We start from the raw sequence: 21,256 nt of genomic DNA, 5'->3' as shown, positions 1-21,256 counted from the left end.
CATGACAAAACTGAAACTCGGTCCCATCGTCGAGGACAAGCCCGTCAAGGTTACGGTAGAGCTGCCGGGGCCGCTTCATCGCGATCTTGCGACCTATGCCGAGGTGCTGGCCCGCGAGACCGGCCAACCCGCCGCTGATCCTGTCAGGCTGATCGTGCCAATGTTGGAGCGCTTTATCGCCACTGACAGGGGGTTCACGAAAGCACGGCGCTCCGTCCTGTCTCCGAAGTCGCAGGTCTGACGGCCATTGCTTTCGCCAGACTGAGAAAGCGACGGAAGGCGGGATTGTCGTTGCTCGCCGACCAGACGGCCGAAAAGGGCAGAACCTCGCCGAGGATCGGTCGGTAAACCACACCCGGAAATTGTGCGACGGTGATGGCTTCGCTCACCAAAGTCAGCCCTCGGCCGAGGGCGACAAGCGGCACCAGATTATCCCGACCGACATATTGCACCTGGATCTCGGGATGCCTGCCGAGATCCGCCAGCCGCCGCACCAGATGATCGTAAATTTCCTGTCCCGGAGCAGTCTCGCTGACGATAAAGGACTCGTCGGCCAGATCGCGCCATACGACTTCCTCCCTGTTGGCTAAGGCATGATGGTCAGGCAAGACCACGAACACACGCTCCGACCACAAGAGGACGCGTTCGCAATCCGGCCAGTCTCGTGTTCCAGTGATGAAGGCGACGTCGAGATTGAGTTGCCGGATCGCTGCGACATGCTCTGCGGGGTTCCCGTCAGCCACTTCGATTCTCACCGCGCTATGTCGCCTGCCGTAAACTTCCAGCAACTCCGCCAAAAAGCCGGAAGCGATCGAGGAATAAATACCGATCCGGACACGTCCCTTTTCAGAACGACCTGCGGAGGCAACCTCTCGAGCGCCTTCTCCAACAGTCCTGATGACCCTGCGGGCGTGTACGAGGAATCGCTGGCCGGCATAGGTTTGCGATACGCCCCATGTATGCCGGTGAAACAAGGAGGCGCCAATCTCGTCTTCCAGCTTGGCAATGGACCGACTGATTGCAGCTTGCGACCGTCCAACCGCAGCTCCTGCTTTGCGAAAGCTGCCATGCTCGACCACAGCCACGAAATAGCGGAGATGGCGAAGCTCGACTTTATCCGAACACTTGACCCCTTTCCGCATTATGCGGCCACCTTGCTTCTGGTCGCCAACATCAATGTCTGGAGAAAGCCCAAACGAATCCGTATGTCGGCACCATCATCGAGGTCCGCGGCATCATCTGCATAAACGTACCCTTCCGCGATCAGCGAGCCGAATAATTTGTCGACGGACGAACGGTTCTTCGCTTGGTCCTTCATTTCTGCCGCCTTGCATTGACGAAACGGGTATCAAGCAAGATCGTGCAGCCTCCAACCATTGGAAGGTCAAGACCGAAATTGCTTAAGTCCCGGTCTTAACCGCAGCGTGAAGATTGCCGTGTCGGCGATAAGTGCTGCTGCCTGCTTCAACGAACGCATTAGCGGCCCGCTCTTCAGCGGTACAGGCATCACATCGCCAAGAAGCCTTGTTTGTCAGTCATCAAAGTGCTCCTCGTCGATGTGGGTTGCCATGTCGATCAGCATGTCGCTCACGTGACTGTCTGCCACTTCGTAGAAAACCTGCTTTGACCGACGCTCCCCCCTGACGAGCCGTGCACCTCTGAGCAGGCGTAAATGGTGGCTAACCAGTGTCTGCGACAGTCCCAGGCTCTCAACAATGTCGCCGACGGACTTTGGACCCGGCAGGCAAAAGAGCAGAATTCTCAGCCGTGTAGGATCGCCCAGCAGGCGAAAAGTCTCTGCCAGTACGGTTACGTCGTTCTGCGACAGGGACGGGGCTTGCTTCAACGTTCATGCTCCTGCTTGCTGTGGACATGCTCAGGCCCATGGTTGTGGTGATGCCCATCATGGTCGTGTCGATCCCCATGCGCGTGCCCCGTCAAGGCAGAGGCTTGCGACAGGCTGCACGCGTCCGCATCGTCATTCCAGTCGATGGCGATGGTCGGATGTTCGATCTTAAACTGTGACTTCAACTCACGCTCGACCGCGCGCATCACCGAGCGAGCATCGACATCGGCTTTCGGCCGCACATGTAGGGTGGCCAAGGTCCGCCCGGACGTGATCGACCAGACATGGATGTGGCTCACCGACGCCACGCCAGCGATGTTCTCGACAAGATGGCGTTCGATCTTCTCGGGCGTCGCGTTATCTGGCGCACCTTCAAGCAGGATATGTATCGACTTGCCGAGGAGATTCCACGCGGCGCGCAGGATCAGCAGGGAGACAAACACCGAGAGGATAGGATCGATCAGCGTCCAACCCGTGTACATGATCACGATGGCGGCTGAAACCGCTGCCACAGAGCCGAGGAGGTCGCCCAACACATGAAGGATGGCACCCTTGATGTTCACGTGCTCGGTATCTCCGCGCGTCAGAATCCAGAACACGAGAATATTGATGAGGAGCCCCGCAATGGCGACGCCAAGCATCGGACCCGCGAGGATAACATGCGGTTCCTGAAAGCGCTGCCAGGCTTCATAGACAATCCAGACGACGATCGCGAATAGCGTGATTGCGTTGATAAAACCGGCAAGGACCTCGAAACGCAGATAGCCAAAGGTCCGCTTGGAGTCTGCCGCCCGCCGTCCGAACCGAAAGGCGGCATAAGCTAGCGCCAGCGCAGCCGCGTCGCTCAGCATATGTCCAGCGTCGGCGAGCAGCGCCAGCGATCCTGAGATCAGACCGCCGATCACCTCCACGATCATGAACGTGAGGATCAGGAAGAACGAGAGAAGGACCTTGCGCTCATTATCGCTCGTGACGGTCGGCGCATGGGAGTGATCATGGGAATGGTCATCATGAGAATGACCATGGCTGTGTGAATGGGACATTTCAGGGCTCATGCGGTTGACATACAACACATGAATATGTGTTCATATGTTGTATGTCAACCGCTCCGCTTGCAATTCGTCCAAGCAGGCGTCTGCGCAAGGCCTACGGCGGGTAGCGCGCCACGGAACCGCGCCGTAGGCTTAATGACTATCCTGTCAATGGACAGCGATCGTGCCGGTAGAAACCTGTCCCCTCTTAGCGTTGACCAGAACCGCGGCAATGACTGCGGCAATCACGAGGGCAGCTCCAGCTCCCGCAAGCGCAAGACCATAACCGTGGATCAGCGCATCGCTGGCCGATCTCACTAGCCCGGCGTCACCCGTCTCCCGCCCGCGATAGAGGGCGGCGAGTGCACCCGGCAACCTGCCAGCCGTGGCAGAGACTGCGATGGTCGAAAGGACGGCCAGCCCCAAGGCGACGCCGATCTGTTGCGAGGCGTTGAAGAGCGCCGATGCGATGCCCGTCTCCTGTGTCTGCACGCCTTTGACGGCGGTCAGCGCCAGTGCAATCACGGCCCCCACGAAACCGAAAGCGGTGAGGAAGGCCGCGGGCATGAAGTGCCACATATAGTTGAGTTCCTGTCCGATATTGGCGAGCCAGAACAAGGCAGCGCCGCCTATTAGTGCGGCGGGCGCTGCCACCTCGCGCGGCGCAAACCGCGTGACAAGCTTGGAACTGACAATGGCCCCAACGATAATACCCGCACCGAATGGCAGGAACGCCAGCGCGGTCATGATCGGGCTGTAGCCGAGGATGTGCTGCAAATAGAGCGTCAGCAGATAGATCATCCCCATCGGACCGAAGCCCAGCAGCAGCATGGCGAGGTAGGAACCCGCCCGGTTGCGCTCCTTGAACAGACGTGGCGGCAGAAGCGGGTCTTTGCTGCGCGACTGCAAGATCAGGAACAGCGGCAGCAGGATCGCGGCGGTAGCGAACGAGGCGAGCGTGATGCTGTCCGTCCAGCCATGTTCGCCGCCACGGGTGATCCCATAGACGAGCGCGGCCATGCCCACAATGCTGGTGAGCGCGCCGGTGAAGTCCGGGCGGCCTTTGTGCAGTTCCGCCTCGACAAGCGTTCTTGACCCCGCCAGCACAGCCAGGCCGATGGGAATGTTGATGAAGAAGGCCCAGCGCCAGCCCAGCAGCCCCGTCAGCAGCCCGCCGAGGATCAGCCCGGCGATGATACCAAGGCCGGACATTGCTCCGTAAACGGCCATCGCTCCGTTGCGCGCCTTGCCTTCGGGGAAGGTCGTCGCGATCAAGGCAAGAGCATTGGGGGCCGTCAGCGCCGCACCCACGCCCTGTAGACCGCGTGACGCGATTATGCTCATGCTGTCCTGGGCAAGCCCGACGAACAGGGAAGCAATGGTGAAGATCGCCATGCCCGCCTGCAGCATGCGCCGCCGGCCATAGATATCGCCCAACCTGCCGCCGAACAGCAGCAGTCCACCAAAGGCGAGAACGTAGGCGTTGATCACCCAAGGCAGGCTCGCAGCCGACATTCCGAGTTCGTTCTGGAGTGTCGGCAGGGCGATGTTCGCGATGGTATCGTCAAGCACCACCATGAGCTGAGCCGTCGCAATGACGGCCAGCGGCAATGTCGTGCTTGCAGGTGACGAAGCCACCGGAGGCTTCGGCGTTTGGGGGGAGAGCGTAGACATCCGGAGTTCCTGTTATTTTTCATGGGGCGTTCAGATGTCGCAGACCCCTAATCCTTCCAACGGCTGGAAGGTCAAGAACAAATTGCTTCCCAAATCCGCTGAAACTTGATCTATAAGCCGATGAGCTGCACATCGCCCACATTTTGCATGCGAGAAGCGCCGATCAGGCAATGGCGATCAGTGGTCTAGCTGGCCATGACATGACCAGATTCGTCGTTCACGGACGGGCCGAGCGGCCTGGCGCGGCAGGAACGGGCGGCGGTCAGACGGTCCTAGCAGCAAATTCGCCGGAACAAGGTTCGTCTTGACATGCTTCCTTCCTGATCCATTGCACCCCAGATGGGGCTTCCAACAATGGGAAGGTCAAGGCCGCCTTGGCCGCGATATCATTTTTCCTCGTTGACCCTTGACCTTGCCAACGTGGCAAGGACCAGATTTGTCCGTGAACGCCCAACAGAGGAGAGTTCGCATGTTCCGATTCACTGCTCCCGACATGACTTGCGGCGGCTGCGCGCGCCGGGTCAACAACGCGCTTCTGAGCGTCGATCCGGCGGCTGATGTCACCACCAATCCACCCACCCGCGAAGTGACGGTCACCACGAAGGTGGACGAGCAGGTACTCCCCGCCGCCTTAACCGAGGCAGGCTATCCGGCCGAACGCAAGGACCAGTCGGCGGCCGCGTGAGGCTTCTGGGCGCGGTGGCGGCTCGGCTGCGCCCCTTCGTCTCCGCCATTCTCAACAGCTCGACTCGACGTGCAAGTACACTCAAGAACCGCTCCACCAGAGAAATGCGCCGGCGACAAAGAGATAGCGTGCCGCTTTGCCGATCGACACGAATATGAGAAAACGAGAAAGGTCAACTCGCAGTGCTCCTGCCACAACTGTCAGCGGATCGCCGATAATCGGCAGCCAGGACAAGAGTAGAGACCACACGCCATAACGTCCGTACCAATCTGATGCACGGCTAAATGACCTGTCGTCAATCGGAAACCAGCGATGGTCTCGAAACCCTGAGAGGAACCTGCCCAGCGCCCAGTTCACCAAGGAGCCGAGCACATTTCCTGCCGTTGCGACGCCCACTAGGGTGACGAGGTTGGCCTGTCCCATTGTTAGAAGAGTCAGGAGCGCTGCCTCGGACGACCCTGGTAGGAGGGTCGCCGACGTGAACGCGCTTACGAAAAGGGCGGCATATGCGACAAGATCAGTTCCGATGTCTGCAACCAATGCCGTGCTGCCTCGAAGTTCGTCATGCACGCCGGCTCTGCTCATCGACGCCAATAGCTATTCTCAATTCTCAAGTCTGGCGCCAGAGCTGTTTCGCTCCGGCGCCGCGCTGCTTACTGGTTCGATCCGGCGTAGACTATGCCGTTCGGGCGATCGCCGACCGGCACGGTCTTGAGCACTTCCTGGCTCGCCACGTCGATGATCGAAACGCTGTCATCGGCAATGTTCGTTACGAACACGAATGCCCCGTCAGCCGATGCCGAGACGCCGTGGGCGCCGCTCCCGGTGGTGATCGTCTCGATCACGTTTCCGGACTCAATCTCGATCACGGAGACCGTGTCGTTCGGTTCCGCCTCGGTGCCCTGATTGGCCACATAGACGTAGGCTCCATCCGGGGTGGCGAACATCTGGATCGGGTTCGGCCCGACGTCGATCCTGTTCGTCACCTCGCGGGATGCGGTGTCGATGACGGCCACCCGGTTCTCGTCTCGAAGAGAGACGTAGACCTGATCGCCCGAGGGCGTGAACCCGACCTGAACAGGCGCTGCGCCCACCGGAATGCGCGCAACCTCGGTCAGCTCCTGCGTGTCGATGACGGAGACCGAGCCGTCCTCGACATTGGCCACATAGAGCTCGCTCTCATCCGGGTTGAGGCGCAGCCCGTGCGGATAGGCTCCGGTCGTGATGTGCTCGATCACCGAAGCCGCTGCGAGATCAACGACCGCAATCTCGTTCCCGCCGGACAGCGAAACATAGGCGCGGCCGCTACGATCGGCGACGACATGCGCCGGATGCGCACCGACTTCTACAGTGCCGACGGGTTGTGACAGCTGCTGCGGATCGAGCACCACCAGAAGCCCGTTGCCGGCATCGGCATGTCCCTGGTCATCCGATCCGTGAGCGTGATCGGAGGCAGCGCTCCCGACGGCGAGCAACAGCCTCCCGTCCGGTGTCCGATCGACATTGTGCGGTGAGACTCCGATCTGCACCGTCTCGACCGAACCCGTGCCGAGTTCGATGGCGCTGATCGAATTGTCGCCCTCGTTGGCGGAGTACACGGTTCCGCCTGTCTCGACCAAGCCGGCAGGCTGCTGGCCGGCATTCCTGTCCAGCCACGCCTGCATTTCGGCGATCTCACGTTCCTGTGCTTCAATGATCTGAGACGCCCACTCTCTTGTCTGCGGGTCATCTCCGTATCGCTGCACGATCTTCGCCATGTCGACCGCACCCTGATGGTGCGGGATCATGCCCCGGATGAAAGCGACGTCCGGGTCCTCGGCCATGACGCCCTCCATCATCGGACCGTGCATCTCCTCCATCGCATCGACATAGGCCTTGGTGAAGTCGGCGACATCGGCGTCGGCTGGAGCCGACTCTCCGCCTTGGGGAGCGGCCATCCCACCGTGCATCATGCCGCCCTGCATCATCTGCTGCATGGCGTCCATGCACGCTTGGGGCATGGTCTCCATCATGGCCCGGCATTCCTTCGGCATGTCCTGCATCGAAGGCATCTGTCCTGAAGGGGACATGGAGGCAGGGGCCCGTTCCTCCTGGGCCTGCGGCGTCTGAGGGTGATGGGCGTCATGCTCTGCCTGCTGCGCCAGAGCAGCGCCGGAGACTCCCATCAAGAGACTGGCAGAAAGGGCAACTATTGTTCGGTACGTCATGGTTCATCCTTTGGCACCGGAGAGCCGCGTCTAATTTCTGGACGCGCGCCTACCGTGGCTTCGTCTGACTGTTTGCTGCTTGAGTGCCGAGAAGAACACCTCCCGGCCGATGCGTTCACTACGCAGGGGCGGTCAGACGCGGTGGTGTCAGGAGGACTGAAGGATTTCGGCCCAGATCGCTGGCCTGGAAACCGAGCAATGGCTCGCCGTCCGAGGATGGCATCACAGGCGGCGCCTCGGGTAGCAGGGCAACAATGGTGCAGAGCTGGCCGCAATCGCGGTCCGGCGCCGTTTCAGTGTGACAGCATCGTTCGTCCGCAGCCTTGCTTCGGTCGTCGGAGTAATTCGAATGGGCCTCATGCTGTGCACCCGCAACGGTCTGATCCTGATACGAGCCGTGTGTGCCCGGGCTGGCATGCGCCGCTGCCAGGAAAACAAAAGCGCTGAACGCAAGCAGCAGCAGGCCTGTCAGGAACTGGCGGAGCCAGTCGCCTTTCGATCCGAAAGCCGCAGTCGAGCTCCTGCTCATGGCTTGGCTTCTTTGTCGAGGTCGGGATGGAGAGTTGCCACGCACCAGATGACATCCTTGCGGCCGTCAGTATCCGAGCCCAGGCAACCAGAGCTCCTGACAAAGGCAGGGTCTGCCCCGCAGGCCCGGTTCTGGATCGGACTGATGGCGACCGGATGGATCATGAGCACCGTTCCACTCAGATCTCCCGCGCGCCGCGGAAACGCCCGAAGGTTTTCTGGACGGAAGGGCCGAACAGGAACACCTCGTATGGCTCGGGGACCACGCCGGGAAAGTCCATGCCGGGGGAGCCGGCGGGCATTCCGGGAACCGCAAGCCCTGTCGCGAGCGGGCGCGCGGCCAGGAGGCGGCGAAGCGCGGCGGCCGGCACATGTCCTTCGATGACATAGCCGTCCACTTCGGCCGTATGGCAGGAGTACAACGCCGCCGGGACGCCGAGCCGCTGCTTGAGGCTTTCGACCTCGCTCGATTCCACGACGCTCACCGGGAAGCCGGCCGCCTCGATATGCTCGACCCATGCGCCGCAGCACCCGCAATTCGTATCCTTGGTGACGGTCACCAGAGGCAGTCCTGCCGAGCGAACCGTTCCCGCCGTTGAGAGCAGGAGGGGGAACGCGGTGGCGCTGGCGAGGAAGGAGCGCCTGCTGATCATATGGATGGTTTGCATCTCAGTTCCTCCATCTGGGCCGCAACTTCGTCAAAGCTGGATCACCGGAAAAATACGTATTTGATCAAAGCGGCGGCGGTAAGGAGCACGAGCACCAGAAGAACGATGCCCCACATCATCCCGCCCGACATCATGACATTGCATCATGGCCTGTTCTGCCCTTCCGTCGCAAAGATACTCATAGCGGCCCCCTTCGCCGCAGACTTTGACTTAGCGCAAGGATGGGACGGTATCCGGGCTGTTGGCGCCACCATCGTCACCAATTTTTCCAGATGGAGGACCTTCGCCCACGTCAGCCTCCTACAATCTCGTGACCCGCAGCCGGGAGGCGTTCGCGATGACGCTCACCGACGACAGCGCCATGGCGGCGGCCGCGATGATCGGCGACAGCAGGATGTCGAAGAACGGGTAGAGCACCCCGGCCGCCACCGGCACGCCGAGCGCGTTGTAAATGAAGGCGAAGAATAGGTTCTGGCGGATGTTGCGCATGACAGCCTCCGAGAGCCGGCGCGCGCGGACGATGCCCGTGAGATCGCCCTTGAGCAATGTGACGCCTGCGCTTTCCATTGCCACATCGGTACCGGTGCCCATGGCGATGCCCACATCGGCCGCCGCCAGCGCCGGTGCGTCGTTCACGCCGTCGCCTGCCATCGCCACCACCTCGCCTGCCGCCTTGTGACGCTGCACGACCGCGCTTTTCTGGTCGGGCAGGACCTCGGCCTCGACCTCGTCGATGCCGAGCCGGCGGGCGACCGCCTTGGCCGTGGTCCAGTTATCACCCGTAAGCATGACAACGCGGATTCCCTGCGCCTTCAGCGCGGCAAGCGCCTCGGGCGTCGAGGGCTTGACCGGATCGGCGATGGCGAAGATGGCAGCGATGCGGTTGTCCACTCCCATGAAGATCGCGGTTGCCCCGTCCTCGCGCAGCCGGTCGGCCTCATCCGCCAGTGGGGCGACATCAACGCCTTGCTCGGCTAGGAACTTGGCATTTCCAAGGGGAATGCGCTTGCCTTCGACCGTGCCGTAGGCGCCTTTGCCGGTCGGCGAGTCGAAATCCGCGACCGGTGCGGTCACGATCCCCCGCTCCTCGGCAGCGCGAACGATGGCCAGCGCCAGCGGATGCTCGCTGGCCCGCTCCACGCTGGCGGCAAGCCGCAAAGCCTCGTCCTCGGTGAACCCCGGCGCCGGCACGATTGCGGTGACGGCGGGTCGTCCCTCGGTCAGCGTACCGGTCTTGTCGACTATGATGGTATCGACCTTCTCCATATGCTCCAGCGCCTCGGCGTTCTTGATCAGCACGCCCGCCTGTGCGCCACGCCCGACGCCGACCATGATCGACATCGGCGTTGCCAGCCCGAGCGCACAGGGACAGGCGATGATCAGCACGGAAACCGCCGCGATCAGACCGAAGGAGAAGCGCGGCTCCGGACCCCAGATCGACCAGGTTATGAAGGCAAGGATTGCGACCACGATCACCGCCGGCACGAACCAGCCCGACACCTGATCGGCGAGGCGCTGGATCGGCGCGCGACTACGCTGCGCCTCGGCGACGAGCTGGACGATCTGCGACAGCATGGTGTCGCGGCCGACCTTCTTCGCCTCGATCACCAGCGCGCCGGACTGGTTCATGGTGCCGCCGATGGCGGTGGCGCCGACCTCCTTGGTGACCGGCATCGACTCGCCAGTCACCATCGATTCATCGACGGCGCTGCGTCCTTCCAGAACTTCGCCATCGACCGGCACCTTCTCGCCGGGACGCACCCGCAGGCGGTCGCCGACCCGAACGGTGTCGAGTTGAACCTCCTCCTCGGTGCCGTCGTCACGAATGATCCGGGCGGTCTTGGGGGCGAGGTCGAGCAGCGCCCGGATCGCGCCGCTGGTGCTCTCGCGCGCCCGCAATTCCAACACCTGCCCGAGCAGCACGAGCACAGTGATGACCGCGGCCGCCTCGAAATAGACCGCGACCGAGCCGTCATGCTGGCGGAATGCATCTGGGAAGATGCCCGGCGCCAGCGTGGCGACGACGCTGTATATCCACGCCGTTCCCGTGCCCATGGCGATCAGTGTAAACATGTTGAGGCTGCGGTTGACGAGCGACTGCCAGCCACGCTGGAAGAACGGCCAGCCCGCCCAGAGAACGACCGGCGTTGCGAGGATCAGTTGCAGCCAGTTCGAGACCTGCTGCCCGATGGCATGAGTCAGCCCGAACAGATGCCCGCCCATCTCGAGAATGAACACCGGGATCGCCAGAACGAGGCCGATCCAGAAGCGGCGTGTCATGTCGATCAGTTCGACATTGGGCTCGGCCTCAAGGCTGACCAGTACCGGCTCCAGCGCCATGCCGCAGATCGGGCATGATCCGGGGCCGTCCTGCCGGATCTCAGGATGCATCGGGCAGGTATAGACCGTCCCCTCGAGAATCGGTACTACCTCCGCCGCCGCCGGATCGAGATAGCTTTCGGGCTCGGCCAGGAACTTCGCGCGGCACCCGGCCGAGCAGAAATAATAGGGCCGGCCCGCATGCTCGGCCTTGTGCTGGGCCGTGTGGGGATCGACAATCATGCCGCAGACCGGGTCCTTGACCTTGTGCGTGTCGTCCTGCGCGACGGCCCCGTGATCATGCGCATGACCTTGGGCGGAATGAGCGTGACTCTGATTCTGGTGATCGTGTTCGGTCTTGCTGGCCATTTTCACGCCTCCTCGGCGTCTTATCCTAAGCTTGCTCTTCGCCTATTCTGCGCCTTCCAACCGTTGGAAGGTCAAGAGGTGATCGGAATCCGGGGTTCCTGCCAATCAGTGATTGTCGTGGATCTTTCCGATGCTGGTCCGTTCTTGCCCCGTCTGAGACTGCATGATGTCAATCTCGGCCGCAGAGTCCTCGCCGTCGAGGCAGTATTCCTCGATCTGCAACGTCGAGAAGTAGATGTTGAAACGCTCGCGCAGGAGATTGCTTGCTTGTCGCAGCACCCGTTCGCCTTCCTGAAAGTCCCCAACGCAGACGTGGCTTGAGAATACATTGCGCCCGGATGTCAGACTCCAGGCATGGACGTGGTGCACGTCGGTAACCCCCTCTAGCTGCCGTATGGCCTCGATGGCGGCCTCCAAGTCGAGGTCTTCGGGCGTGCCTTGCAGCAGGATGTGCAATGCCTCGCGCATAATACCCCAGGAAGCCCAGAGCAGCAGCAGTCCGAAGGCCATGCCAAGCAGCGGATCGATGGCCACAAAGCCCGTGAATCGGATCACCAGCGCCGAGACGATGATGAGGAAGCTGCCGACGAAGGTCTGCAGGATGTGCCAATACGCACCCCGCATATTCAGGTTGTCCTTCTGGCGCTCGTACATGAGCCAGAGCGCGACAAGCTCGGTGGCGATGCCGCCCGCTGCGGCGATCAACATCGGCGTCGTGGCCAGTTCGATGGGCTCCATGAGGCGCATCGCGCCCATCCACAGCACGTAGAGAGCCATGGCGACGAGGAAGAGGCCGTTGAAGAGGGCCCCCAGGATCTCCGCCCGAATGTAGCCGAAGGTGCGCGAGGGGCTGGATTTTCGCTCACCCAGACGCATGGCGACCAGCGCAATGAGCACGCCGCCCACGGCCGAGAAGGTGTGGAAGGCATCCGACATGACGGCGACTGAGCCCGTCCAGATGCCGATCCCGAGTTCCACGATGAAGTAAAGGCCGGTAAGCCAGCCCGAAATGACGAGCGCTTTGCGATCACCACTCGCCGGCATGTGGCCGGCATGACCGCCGTGAGACATTGACATAGGGTTCACCTCCTTGTTGCACAGGAGGACGCCGGTGCCGGCGTCCTCCTGCCAGCACGCTGCCTATGCGCTGACCGCGAATTCGGTCATCATGCCTGTTTCAAGATGCGGCATGTGATGGCAATGCAGCATCCAGCGCGCGGCTTCTCCGGCATCGAGTGCCACGTCGACCATCGACATCGGCGGCACATACACCGTGTCCCGCTGCGCGCCCGTGACCGCACGTCCATTCAGCCCGACGACCTGGAACACATGGCCGTGGAGATGCATCGGGTGACCCATCATCGACATATTGTGGAAGGACAGCACGATCCGTTCGCCGCGCCTCGCGGTAACCGGGCGATGCTGGCCCCAGACGGCACCGTTGATCGTCCACACATAGGGCTGCATCGAGCCGCCCAGCATCACCATGTGGCTGCGGTCCACCGGCCGCTCCGGCAAGGATTCGGAAGCGATCAGGCGCGTCTCCTGCGCAAGGTCGGTGTCAAAGGCCGGTGCTTCGGTCTCTGCCAAAGCATCAATGTGCCGTATCTCGGCGCCCGGAGTGGCAAGGATCAGACCGGTGCGCTCCCGCGCGCCTTCTCGCAGCGCGAGGATCGGCCAGGCACCGCCCTCCGAAGGCAGGTCGATCTCAAGGTCGAGCCGTTGGCCCATGGCCAGACCGAACCTCGTGCCGGAGAGCGGCTGAACGGCATGGCCATCAACCGCGACGAGCCGGGCCTGCGCTTCGCCGGTGTCGAGCCAGAACACCGTCGCCGCAGCGGCGTTGATGACCCGCAGGCGGATACGCCCGCCGCGCTCGACCTGCACCACTTCCGGGTCCGAGAGCGTACGATCATTGGCAAGATAGGCGTCCCAGTCGTAGTCGTTGAGGTCCATCGTCATGCCGTCCATGGTCCCCATTCCCATCATGCCGCCCTTGGCGCCGTGATCCATGCCAGTCATCGGCATGTTTCCCATCGCGCCGTGGTTCATACCTGACATTCCGCCCGTGCCTGTGCCTGTGCCGCTTCCGTGATTGCCCGTGGCACCATGGCCGGACTTGATCTCCGCCATCACCTCTTCGGGTGCCTTGAATGAGAAATCATGCAGAAACAGTACCACCTCCTGCCGGTCAGCGGCGACATCCTCGGCGCTGCGCACGATCAGGGGCGCGGCCAGAAGGCGCATCTCGTGCAGCGGAACATGCGCGTGCATCCAATAGGTGCCGGGCAGCGGTGCGAAGTCATAGGCGCGAGTCTCGCCGGGGGCGAGCATCGGCAAGGGCATGTCGGGCACGCCATCCTGCGCATTGGGCGGGATCTGGCCGTGCCAGTGGATCAGTGTGGCGGTGTCGAGTTCGTTCGTTAGATCCACCCGGAACGGCATGCCGGGATCGAGTGTCAGGCCCTGTCCGGATGGCCCGGCAAGGCCCCAGACAGTGGCGGCGCGTCCGTCGATGTCGAGCGTGCGGCTGGCGGCGCGAAGCGATAGCGGCGTGGCGTCCTGCGCTGCCGCCATCCGGGGCACCTGAGCGTAGGCCAGCATGGCCGCGCCAGCGGCGAGAAAGCCGCGTCGTGAAAGGGTATTCATGGTCGTCTCCTCGGGACCGCAGTCCCGTTCCTCAAAGCTGTCGGAAGGCCGCGGGCCGAATGCCCGGGCGCGATCAGAGGAGACGGATCTTCGGAGGGCGTTCGTTCAGTCCGAGCGCCCGACCGGGAATGCTGGCATCAGGCGGCAGAACATAGGCGGTTGACGTGTATTGGTTTCCAGAACCACCGCTCGGTGATACGAGAAAGATTGAAAAACCTGCACAAACCAGTTCACAGGTTCCCGCATCCATGTCTGCCGATCCGCAGTGTTTGCTGGTGCATGCAGGCTCAATGCCGGCTGCAGAGTTTGTAATCTCGCCCACATGCACAGCCTGTTCCGGCGGTATGCTCATTCGTGCCGCGTGCGCGGAGAATGCCATCGTCATGACGGCGACGCCGATTATGGCAAGCATGGAGACAACGCGCGCAAACATACTGGAACGATAGGTACTACTCACCGGAATGTCTATTGCAAATGGTGTCGCACCACTGGCAAATCCTCCTTGCCATCTCGTGCGTTGCAATTCCTCGTTACTGAACATGCGTGCCATGCGAAAGAAGCTCCTAAATACATTCTGGGCAGGGTCGCTCCTCGCAGGTGCGATCGTGGCGACATTGGCTGGGTGGCATTACGCCCGTTCCGAATCCATCGCTGCGGCATCAGCGGAGGTCGTCGAGCAGGGCCGACAAGTCTATGCGGATCAATGCGCGTCTTGCCACGGTGCGAATCTCGAAGGGCAGCCGGACTGGCGCTCGCCGCCTCCCTCCGGTCGGCTGCCCGCACCGCCGCACGACGAGAGCGGCCACACCTGGCACCATGCCGATGAGATGCTGTTCCGCATCGTCAAGGAGGGTACAGCGGCCATCGTCGGAGGGAGCTATGAGAGCGACATGCCTGGTTTTGCCGATGCCCTGAGCGACGGCGAGATCCGGGCTGTCCTCGCTTTTATTAAGAGTACTTGGCCGGAACGAGAGCGCGGATATCAGGAGGAGGTCTCCCGCCGCCGCTGAGTTTCGGAGTCCCGCCTACGCGGGCAGTTGTTGACCTGCGAAGTCGGCATTGACCCGTCCCGTTTCCGGCTCATCCATCCTTGGGCCTCATTGAACGGATGATGTCCTAGTGATGCCGCTGACATTTTTTCGGAGGCACAGGAAGTTCTCCGATAGCCAGATAAGCTTGAGACAACGGCTTGTGCGAAGCTGCGACGCCGAGCCCTCGCGCATCAATCAGTTCAAGAGCCTGCAATAGCTTCTCGGCAACTTCCATGTCGCCGTCCGAACATGCCCGTTTGAACAGGTGCAGGATTTCGCCGGCAAGCGTCATGGCTATTGCTCCCTGGCACCGTGACCGCTTCTTTCCGCCTTCGCCGACACGACGGGCCTCGTGTGCTCGAACCTGTTCCCTGTCGCGCCGGAACGATCGCGGGTGTGTGTGGGGCTGGTCTCAGGGTCATCAGTCGTCGCCAACTCATCGATGATCGGGCAGTCCGGCCGGGCATTGCCCCGGCAGTTCTCGGCAAGGTGCTTGAGCGTCATGCTCATCTCCCTGAGTTCACGCGCCTTCCGTTCAAGTTCTTCGACATGCTCGAGCGCCACGCGCTTGACGTCCGCGCTCGCCCGGTCTCGGTCTCGCCAGAGCGCAAGCAGTTCCGTCATTTTCTCGACCGAGAAACCGAGATCGCGCGCACGCCTGATAAAACGCAACGTATGCACGTCCTTATCGGAGTAATCCCGGTATCCGCTATCCGTCCGCGACGCTTCCGCGATCAATCCGATCGATTCGTAGTAGCGGATCATCTTCGCCGAGACGCCTGATGCCGCCGCTGCTTTACCGATGTTCATCGCTGGTTCCTTTCTTCGACTTATGTAGGCGCTTCTTCGGGCGTAAAAAACACGTCCGCATGTATGTCCTCGCCGCGCAAGCCCAGTTCGCGAAGCATGATGCCGGAAGCATCGATCATGGCAGGCGGTCCGGCCATATATGCCTTCCAGCCATTGAGGTCCTGCACGTCACTCACGATCGCATCCGTTACCAGGCCGGTTCGGAAGTGATCGGATCGGCTCACCTCCGAAAGCACGGGCATGAAGGTGAGGTTGTCGTAGGTGCTCGCCAGAAGACTGAAATGATCGACGAGATAGAGATCACGTTCCGTCCGTGCCCCGAAATAGAGATGGATCGGCTGCCGCAGGCCGCTTGCCAGCGCCGTTTCGACAATCGACTTGATCGGCGCCAGTCCCGATCCGCCGGCGACCGCCAGAATTGGACCCGTATGCTGTTCGCGCAGAAACGAACTGCCGAGCGGCCCGCGAACCGAAACCTCGTCGCCGACCTTGAGTGACCTGGCGACGTGTTCGCTCGTCGCTCCACCGGGCACATGCCTGATGTGGAATTCGAGATGGTCTCGACCCGGCTGGTTCGCCATCGAATAGTCGCGCGCCGGAACGCCATCGAACGTCACCTGCGCATACTGGCCCGCCTTGAACGCGACGGCCTCTCCCGTTTCGACCTCCAGCCTGATTTGCCGGATGTCGTGGGTTGCGTCATCGATCGCGACAACCCGCGTGCGATAGGTGCGGACGGGAAGATCAAGCTGTTCTTCCTCCTCATCGAGCCATGCGACCGTGCAATCCGTGAGCGGCTGCGCGCGGCATGCAAGGATCAGTCCCTGAGACCGCTCATCGTCCGTCAGGGCAAAGCGCGTGTGCGGCAGAAGATCGACCTCGCCGCTGACCAGTCGGGACTTGCACGAGCCGCAGCGGCCCGAACGGCATCCATGAGGATATGCGATCCCTTCTTCTAGCGCTCTCTCCAGAATGGTTCGGCCATCCGGCACGTCGATGATGCGCCCCGCCTGCCGAATTTCGATTTGTCTTCCCATGACAATCTCCCTCAGGCGGCGCCCGATGACAGGGCTTCCGCCAGACGAGGTTTCTGGTCAGCAAAGGTGCCATAGAAGACCTGTTCGTTGACAATCGTGATCGGGGCAACGCGCACGCCGGTCCGCGCTTTCGCCTCTTCGGCGATCTGCGGATCTGACAGGTCACGCTCTTCGAATGGGACACCCTGGTCAGCAAGCCATCGCTTGACGGCATGGCAATCGGGGCAGGTTGGCGTGGTATACAGCACCACTGACGGAGTTCCCGTATTGGTCATCGCTTCATTCCTTTACATGTGGCGAGCCTGCCGAAGCAGGCTCGCCTGTTTCTCATTCCGCAGGCGCAAGTTCAGGCTGACGGGGCCGGACTGCGCCGCTTTCCGCCTGCGCGGGCGCGCGGAAGGTCTTGAGCCTCAGCGCGTTGCCGAGGACGAAGACGCTCGACAGGGCCATCGCGCCGGCGGCAAAGACCGGCGACAGCAGGATGCCGTAGGCCGGATAGAGCAGACCGGCGGCAACGGGGATCAGAGCCGTGTTGTAGGCAAAGGCCCAGAACAGGTTCTGCCGGATGTTGCCGATCGTCGCCTTGGACAGTGCGATCGCGTTCGGCACGCCTTGCAGGCTGCCCGACATCAGCACCACGTCGGCTGCCTCGATGGCAATGTCCGTACCCGTGCCGATGGCAAGGCCCACATCCGCTTCGGCCAGCGCCGGAGCGTCGTTGATGCCATCGCCGACGAAAGCGACCTTGCCATGCTGGGCTTTGAGGCGGCGTACAGCGTCGACCTTGCCGTCCGGCAGCACTTCCGCCACCACCTCGTCGATCCCCAGCCGAGCCGCGATGGCTTTTGCCGTGCGGGCATTGTCGCCGGTGATCATCGCGACCTTGAGGCCGAGATCGTGCAGCGCCTTGATCGCTGCGGGCGTCGTCTCCTTGATCGGATCGGCCACGGCGATAATCGCCGCGAGCTTGCCGTCGATGGCGGCATAGAGCGGTGACTTGCCCTCATTGCCGAGACGTTCGGCAATCTTGGCGAAGGCAGCTACGTCGTGGCCGAGGTCTGCCATGTAGCGGTCAGCGCCAATTTCGACTTGGCTGCCGCCGACCATGGCCTTGACGCCGAAACCCGTCACCGACTCGAAGTCCGACACGGCCGGCAGCGGGATGTCCTCCCCGGCGGCCGCATCCACGATCGCACGGGCGATCGGATGCTCCGACTTCGCTTCGACGGCCGCAACCAAACCGAGGACATTTGCCCGGTTGAATCCGATGGCCAGTTCCAGATCGGTGAGCGCAGGCTTGCCTTCGGTCAGTGTGCCCGTCTTGTCGACGGCGACGACCCTGGCGTCCTTGAGCAGCTGCAACGCTTCGCCCTTGCGGAAGAGCACGCCCAGTTCCGCACCGCGGCCCGTGCCCACCATGATCGAGGTCGGCGTCGCCAGACCCATGGCGCAGGGGCAGGCGATGATCAGGACGGCGACGGCATTGACCAGAGCGAAGGTCAGCGCGGGCGACGGGCCGAACCACATCCATGCGGCGAAGGTGAGGATCGCTACCGCAAACACCGCCGGCACAAAATACATCGTGACCTTGTCGACCAGCGCCTGGATCGGTAGCTTTGAGCCTTGCGCTTCCTCGACCATGCGGATGATCTGCGACAGCACCGTGTTGCCGCCGACCGCCGTCGCACGGATGGCAAAGGCGCCCTTCTGGTTCACCGTTCCGGCCACGACCTCGCTGCCATTCGTTTTGGACACCGGGATCGGTTCGCCCGTGATCATCGATTCGTCGACATAGCTCTGGCCTTCGATGACCTCGCCATCCACCGGGATGCGATCGCCGGGACGAACCTCGACGATGTCTCCCGACAGCACGGCGTCGATCGGCAGTTCGATCGTCTTGCCGTCCCTGCGCACGCGCGCCATCTTGGCCTGAAGGCCGACGAGACGCTTGATCGCCTCGGAGGTGCGTCCCTTGGCACGAGCCTCCAGCAAACGGCCGAGCAGGATCAGCGTCACGATGACGGCGGCAGCCTCGAAATAGACGTTCACCGTTCCGGCAGGCAGGAAACCGGGCGCGAAGGTCGCGACCAGCGAATAGCCATAGGCGGCGAGCGTGCCGACCGCGACCAGCGAGTTCATGTCGGGGGCGAGCCGCCACAGGGCGGGCAGCCCCTTGTCGTAAAAGCGGATACCCGGAACGAACAGGACGATGGTCGTCAACACGAACTGGATATACCAGTTCGTCTGCATGCCGATGGTTGAAGCGATCAGGTCATGCATGCCCGGAATGACGTGTGAGCCCATCTCCAGGATGAAGACAGGCACCGTCAGCACCGCCGCGATGGTGAAATCGCGGGTCAGTTCACGACGTTCCGCTTCCTTCTTTTCGGTACGATCATCCGTCTCGCCCTGGCTGGTTCCTGCCGCCGTGGCGATCACCCTGGCGTCGTATCCCGCGCCCTCGATGGCAGCCACCAAATCCGCCGCATCGGCGCTGCCCTGGATCGTGGCCTTCTCGGTCGCGAGGTTGACGACGGCATTAGTGACGCCGGGTACGGCCTTGAGCGCCTTTTCGACGCGTCCCACGCAGGATGCGCAGGTCATGCCCTCGATCGCCACTTCAAGCGAGGCTGCCGTCGGCGCGGAGAAGCTTGCCGCAACCTCATAGCCTACATCCTCCACGGCCTTGACGAGAGTGGCAGGATCGACCGCAGCGTTCGTGGTGATGCTCGCCTTTTCGGTCGCCAGATTGACGACCGCATCGGCGACGCCAGGCACGGCCTTGAGGGCTCTTTCGACACGACCTACGCAGGATGCACAGGTCATCCCCTCAATGGGGAGTGATATCGTTCCAGACAGGTCTGTTGCTCGAACGGGGGCATTCATAGCCGCCTCCTTTTTTGTCCCGAAATTCCAGTTCGGACAGAAGATGGGGTTTCCAACCATGGGAAGGTCAAGAGGACAAACAGAGAAAAATCGCCATTGACCTTCCCATGGTTGGAAGCCCCACATTTGGCAACGTGAGACCAAACAAGGAGAATTCTCATGGAACTCAGAATCGAGAACATGACCTGCGGTGGCTGCGCAAAATCCGTCACCAAGGCGATCCAGTCAGTCGACCCCACCGCCAGGGTGGAGACGAATCCGGAGGCGCGGGCGGTCAAGGTTGAGACGACTGCTAGTGCGGGGGCTATTCAGCAGGTTCTCGAAGAAGCCGGCTATCCTGCAACTGTAAACTGACCAGGAGCTGTGTCATGAACAAGCTCACCCCGATCTTCATTGCCGGCGCGTTCGTCATTGCTGGCGGACTCGCCTACGCACAGTCTCAGATGGACGAGCAAGGCCAAGGAGCGACCATGAATCACGGCGAACATGCCGGACACGGCGCCACCGCGCCTTCGGATAACCCTGTCATTCGCGCCTACCAGCAAGTCAACGACAAGATGCATGCCGATATGGCGATCGAGTTTACGGGCGATGCGGATGAGGATTTCATGCGCGGCATGATCCCCCATCACCAGGGCGCCATCGACATGGCTCGTGTCGTTCTCGAACACGGATCAGACCCCGAGGTGCGAGCACTTGCTGAGGAGGTCATCTCCGCCCAGGAGGCGGAAATCGCGCAGATGCAGGAATGGCTGGCCAAGCGCAGCCAATGAGACGGTGAAGGGCGGATCAATTCCGCCCTTTTCCTTTGCCGGTCATCAGCACGAGGACGGTTGCCACCGCGAAGGCGACAAGCGCCCCATCGGTGCGCCTTCGGTCAAGGCAAACGGCTCGCGTGGACGCTGAACCACGTCTGGAACCCTGTTTCGAAAATGGTGATGCGTCCGCGGGCCTCGACCAGGGATAACAGCGTATCGGCCAGATCCCTGACCGCAAGCAACCCGACCCGAAGCTCTCCAACTGCGGCGATCAGATTCTCGGCTCTGATCTTCATGTCCATCTCCTTCGTTTGGCCCTCCAAGATGAGGGTTCCAACCATTGGAAGGTCAACCCCACTGATGATCGCGACAATGGTGCAAAGCAGACAGAAAGCGCCGGCGAGATTTTTTGATCGGAGGGAACCAAGATGGCTCTCGAACCTTAAATATACCCATACGGGGTATTTTACGGCCATGTGCCAGAAGGACAACAAAGCCCTCCGCGCGAGGCTCAAGCGAATCGAAGGACAGGTGCGAGGGGTCAGCCAGATGGTGGCCGATGACCGTTACTGCATCGATATCCTGCATCAGATCCACGCCATCAAGGCGGCGCTGGCCAAGGTCGAGACCGAAATCCTCAAGACCCACGCCGCTTGCTGTGTCGAGGAAGCGATAGCGGCAGGTGATGCGGACGCGCAACGCCGCAAATTCAGCGAGTTGGTCGAGGTGTTCGCAAAAGCAAAACTCTGAAATCGAAG

At 61.8% G+C, this 21,256-nt stretch carries 24 protein-coding genes and 2 pseudogenes; 7 read left to right on the top strand and 19 right to left on the bottom strand.

Annotated elements, in window-relative coordinates; translation table 11 throughout:
* Position 1: 1 nt before the first annotated feature.
* On the top strand, positions 2–241 hold the full coding sequence (locus OHI65_RS01620; RefSeq protein ID WP_012092665.1) for a DUF2274 domain-containing protein: 240 nt from the start codon (positions 2–4) through the stop codon (positions 239–241).
* Here OHI65_RS01620 and OHI65_RS01615 read toward each other — a convergent pair.
* The 4 genes from OHI65_RS01615 to OHI65_RS01600 form a co-directional block, all read right to left on the bottom strand.
* Positions 195–1,142, bottom strand: a complete 948-nt coding sequence (locus OHI65_RS01615; RefSeq protein ID WP_012092666.1) for a LysR family transcriptional regulator — start codon at positions 1,140–1,142, stop codon at positions 195–197. The genes OHI65_RS01620 and OHI65_RS01615 overlap by 47 nt on opposite strands.
* On the bottom strand, positions 1,142–1,318 hold the full coding sequence (locus OHI65_RS01610; protein ID WP_012092667.1) for a hypothetical protein: 177 nt from the start codon (positions 1,316–1,318) through the stop codon (positions 1,142–1,144). The genes OHI65_RS01615 and OHI65_RS01610 overlap by 1 nt, the downstream gene beginning before the upstream one ends.
* Positions 1,319–1,531: 213 nt before the next feature.
* Positions 1,532–1,846: an ArsR/SmtB family transcription factor gene (locus OHI65_RS01605; protein WP_012092668.1), complete on the bottom strand. Its 315-nt coding sequence runs from the start codon at positions 1,844–1,846 to the stop codon at positions 1,532–1,534.
* Positions 1,843–2,889: a cation diffusion facilitator family transporter gene (locus OHI65_RS01600; RefSeq protein WP_034658511.1), complete on the bottom strand. Its 1,047-nt coding sequence runs from the start codon at positions 2,887–2,889 to the stop codon at positions 1,843–1,845. The genes OHI65_RS01605 and OHI65_RS01600 overlap by 4 nt, the downstream gene beginning before the upstream one ends.
* Positions 2,890–3,277: 388 nt before the next feature.
* On the opposite strand from OHI65_RS01600, the pseudogene OHI65_RS22995 reads away from it, so the two are divergent.
* Positions 3,278–3,385: pseudogene (locus OHI65_RS22995) on the top strand (hypothetical protein); the annotation flags it as partial.
* On the opposite strand, the pseudogene OHI65_RS01595 reads toward OHI65_RS22995, so the two are convergent.
* Positions 3,358–4,455, bottom strand: a pseudogene (locus OHI65_RS01595) (MFS transporter); the annotation flags it as partial. The pseudogenes OHI65_RS22995 and OHI65_RS01595 sit on opposite strands and share 28 nt — an antisense overlap.
* 565 nt (positions 4,456–5,020) lie before the next feature.
* On the opposite strand from OHI65_RS01595, the gene OHI65_RS01590 reads away from it, so the two are divergent.
* Positions 5,021–5,236 (top strand): heavy-metal-associated domain-containing protein, encoded by a 216-nt coding sequence (locus OHI65_RS01590; protein ID WP_012092671.1) that lies wholly within the window; start codon positions 5,021–5,023, stop codon positions 5,234–5,236.
* 81 nt (positions 5,237–5,317) lie between these two features.
* Here OHI65_RS01590 and OHI65_RS01585 read toward each other — a convergent pair whose 3' ends face one another.
* From OHI65_RS01585 to OHI65_RS01550, 8 genes are all read right to left on the bottom strand, one after another.
* The gene (locus OHI65_RS01585) at positions 5,318–5,821 is read right to left on the bottom strand and encodes a YqaA family protein (protein ID WP_012092672.1); all 504 of its coding nucleotides are present in this window, start codon (positions 5,819–5,821) and stop codon (positions 5,318–5,320) included.
* A gap of 68 nt (positions 5,822–5,889) precedes the next feature.
* Positions 5,890–7,248 (bottom strand): DUF305 domain-containing protein, encoded by a 1,359-nt coding sequence (locus tag OHI65_RS01580; RefSeq protein ID WP_231771507.1) that lies wholly within the window; start codon positions 7,246–7,248, stop codon positions 5,890–5,892.
* Between the two features lie 313 nt (positions 7,249–7,561).
* Positions 7,562–7,972 carry a hypothetical protein gene (locus tag OHI65_RS01575; protein ID WP_028034404.1) on the bottom strand — a complete coding sequence of 137 codons (411 nt, stop codon included), beginning with the start codon at positions 7,970–7,972 and terminating at the stop codon, positions 7,562–7,564.
* Positions 7,973–8,150: 178 nt separating this feature from the next.
* Positions 8,151–8,639, bottom strand: a complete 489-nt coding sequence (locus tag OHI65_RS01570; RefSeq protein ID WP_012092675.1) for a DUF411 domain-containing protein — start codon at positions 8,637–8,639, stop codon at positions 8,151–8,153.
* Between the two features lie 300 nt (positions 8,640–8,939).
* On the bottom strand, positions 8,940–11,327 hold the full coding sequence (locus OHI65_RS01565) for a heavy metal translocating P-type ATPase (protein WP_012092676.1): 2,388 nt from the start codon (positions 11,325–11,327) through the stop codon (positions 8,940–8,942).
* A gap of 105 nt (positions 11,328–11,432) precedes the next feature.
* The gene (locus OHI65_RS01560) at positions 11,433–12,404 is read right to left on the bottom strand and encodes a cation diffusion facilitator family transporter (RefSeq protein ID WP_012092677.1); all 972 of its coding nucleotides are present in this window, start codon (positions 12,402–12,404) and stop codon (positions 11,433–11,435) included.
* A 63-nt stretch (positions 12,405–12,467) separates the two neighbouring features.
* A complete protein-coding gene (locus OHI65_RS01555; protein WP_012092678.1) occupies positions 12,468–13,976 on the bottom strand; it encodes a multicopper oxidase family protein in 1,509 nt (502 codons plus the stop codon).
* A 73-nt stretch (positions 13,977–14,049) separates the two neighbouring features.
* Positions 14,050–14,526, bottom strand: a complete 477-nt coding sequence (locus OHI65_RS01550) for a hypothetical protein (RefSeq protein ID WP_197057541.1) — start codon at positions 14,524–14,526, stop codon at positions 14,050–14,052.
* Between the two features lie 55 nt (positions 14,527–14,581).
* On the opposite strand from OHI65_RS01550, the gene OHI65_RS01545 reads away from it, so the two are divergent.
* Positions 14,582–14,986: a c-type cytochrome gene (locus tag OHI65_RS01545; protein WP_244471115.1), complete on the top strand. Its 405-nt coding sequence runs from the start codon at positions 14,582–14,584 to the stop codon at positions 14,984–14,986.
* 106 nt (positions 14,987–15,092) lie between these two features.
* Here the strand turns inward: OHI65_RS01545 and OHI65_RS01540 are convergent, their stop codons facing one another.
* From OHI65_RS01540 to OHI65_RS01520, 5 genes are read right to left on the bottom strand one after another with little or no spacing between them, the layout of a single operon-like run.
* On the bottom strand, positions 15,093–15,299 hold the full coding sequence (locus OHI65_RS01540; protein WP_028034408.1) for a hypothetical protein: 207 nt from the start codon (positions 15,297–15,299) through the stop codon (positions 15,093–15,095).
* Between the two features lie 2 nt (positions 15,300–15,301).
* Positions 15,302–15,817, bottom strand: a complete 516-nt coding sequence (cueR, locus tag OHI65_RS01535) for a Cu(I)-responsive transcriptional regulator (protein ID WP_012092680.1) — start codon at positions 15,815–15,817, stop codon at positions 15,302–15,304.
* A 20-nt stretch (positions 15,818–15,837) separates the two neighbouring features.
* Positions 15,838–16,854, bottom strand: a complete 1,017-nt coding sequence (locus tag OHI65_RS01530) for a 2Fe-2S iron-sulfur cluster-binding protein (RefSeq protein ID WP_012092681.1) — start codon at positions 16,852–16,854, stop codon at positions 15,838–15,840.
* 11 nt (positions 16,855–16,865) lie between these two features.
* A complete protein-coding gene (locus tag OHI65_RS01525) occupies positions 16,866–17,129 on the bottom strand; it encodes a glutaredoxin family protein (protein WP_012092682.1) in 264 nt (87 codons plus the stop codon).
* A gap of 52 nt (positions 17,130–17,181) precedes the next feature.
* Entirely contained in the window at positions 17,182–19,740 is a 2,559-nt protein-coding gene (locus tag OHI65_RS01520) for a heavy metal translocating P-type ATPase (protein WP_012092683.1), read from the bottom strand.
* A gap of 159 nt (positions 19,741–19,899) precedes the next feature.
* On the opposite strand from OHI65_RS01520, the gene OHI65_RS01515 reads away from it, so the two are divergent.
* Both OHI65_RS01515 and OHI65_RS01510 read left to right on the top strand, forming a co-directional pair.
* Entirely contained in the window at positions 19,900–20,094 is a 195-nt protein-coding gene (locus tag OHI65_RS01515; RefSeq protein WP_012092684.1) for a heavy-metal-associated domain-containing protein, read from the top strand.
* Positions 20,095–20,108: 14 nt separating this feature from the next.
* A complete protein-coding gene (locus tag OHI65_RS01510; RefSeq protein ID WP_012092685.1) occupies positions 20,109–20,513 on the top strand; it encodes a DUF305 domain-containing protein in 405 nt (134 codons plus the stop codon).
* Positions 20,514–20,617: 104 nt separating this feature from the next.
* Here OHI65_RS01510 and OHI65_RS01505 read toward each other — a convergent pair whose 3' ends face one another.
* Positions 20,618–20,794, bottom strand: coding sequence for a hypothetical protein (locus tag OHI65_RS01505; RefSeq protein WP_156122387.1), 177 nt, complete (start codon positions 20,792–20,794; stop codon positions 20,618–20,620).
* 178 nt (positions 20,795–20,972) lie between these two features.
* Between OHI65_RS01505 and OHI65_RS01500 the strand changes: the two genes are divergently transcribed.
* Positions 20,973–21,248 (top strand): metal-sensitive transcriptional regulator, encoded by a 276-nt coding sequence (locus tag OHI65_RS01500; RefSeq protein WP_028034411.1) that lies wholly within the window; start codon positions 20,973–20,975, stop codon positions 21,246–21,248.
* Positions 21,249–21,256 lie beyond the last annotated feature (8 nt).

Origin of the sequence: Brucella sp. MAB-22, from assembly GCF_025908475.1 — a bacterium.
Taxonomy (GTDB): Bacteria; Pseudomonadota; Alphaproteobacteria; order Rhizobiales; family Rhizobiaceae; genus Brucella; species Brucella anthropi.
The sequence above is the reverse complement of the archived record's forward strand: the minus strand, read 5'-3'. Positions and strand labels throughout refer to the sequence as shown.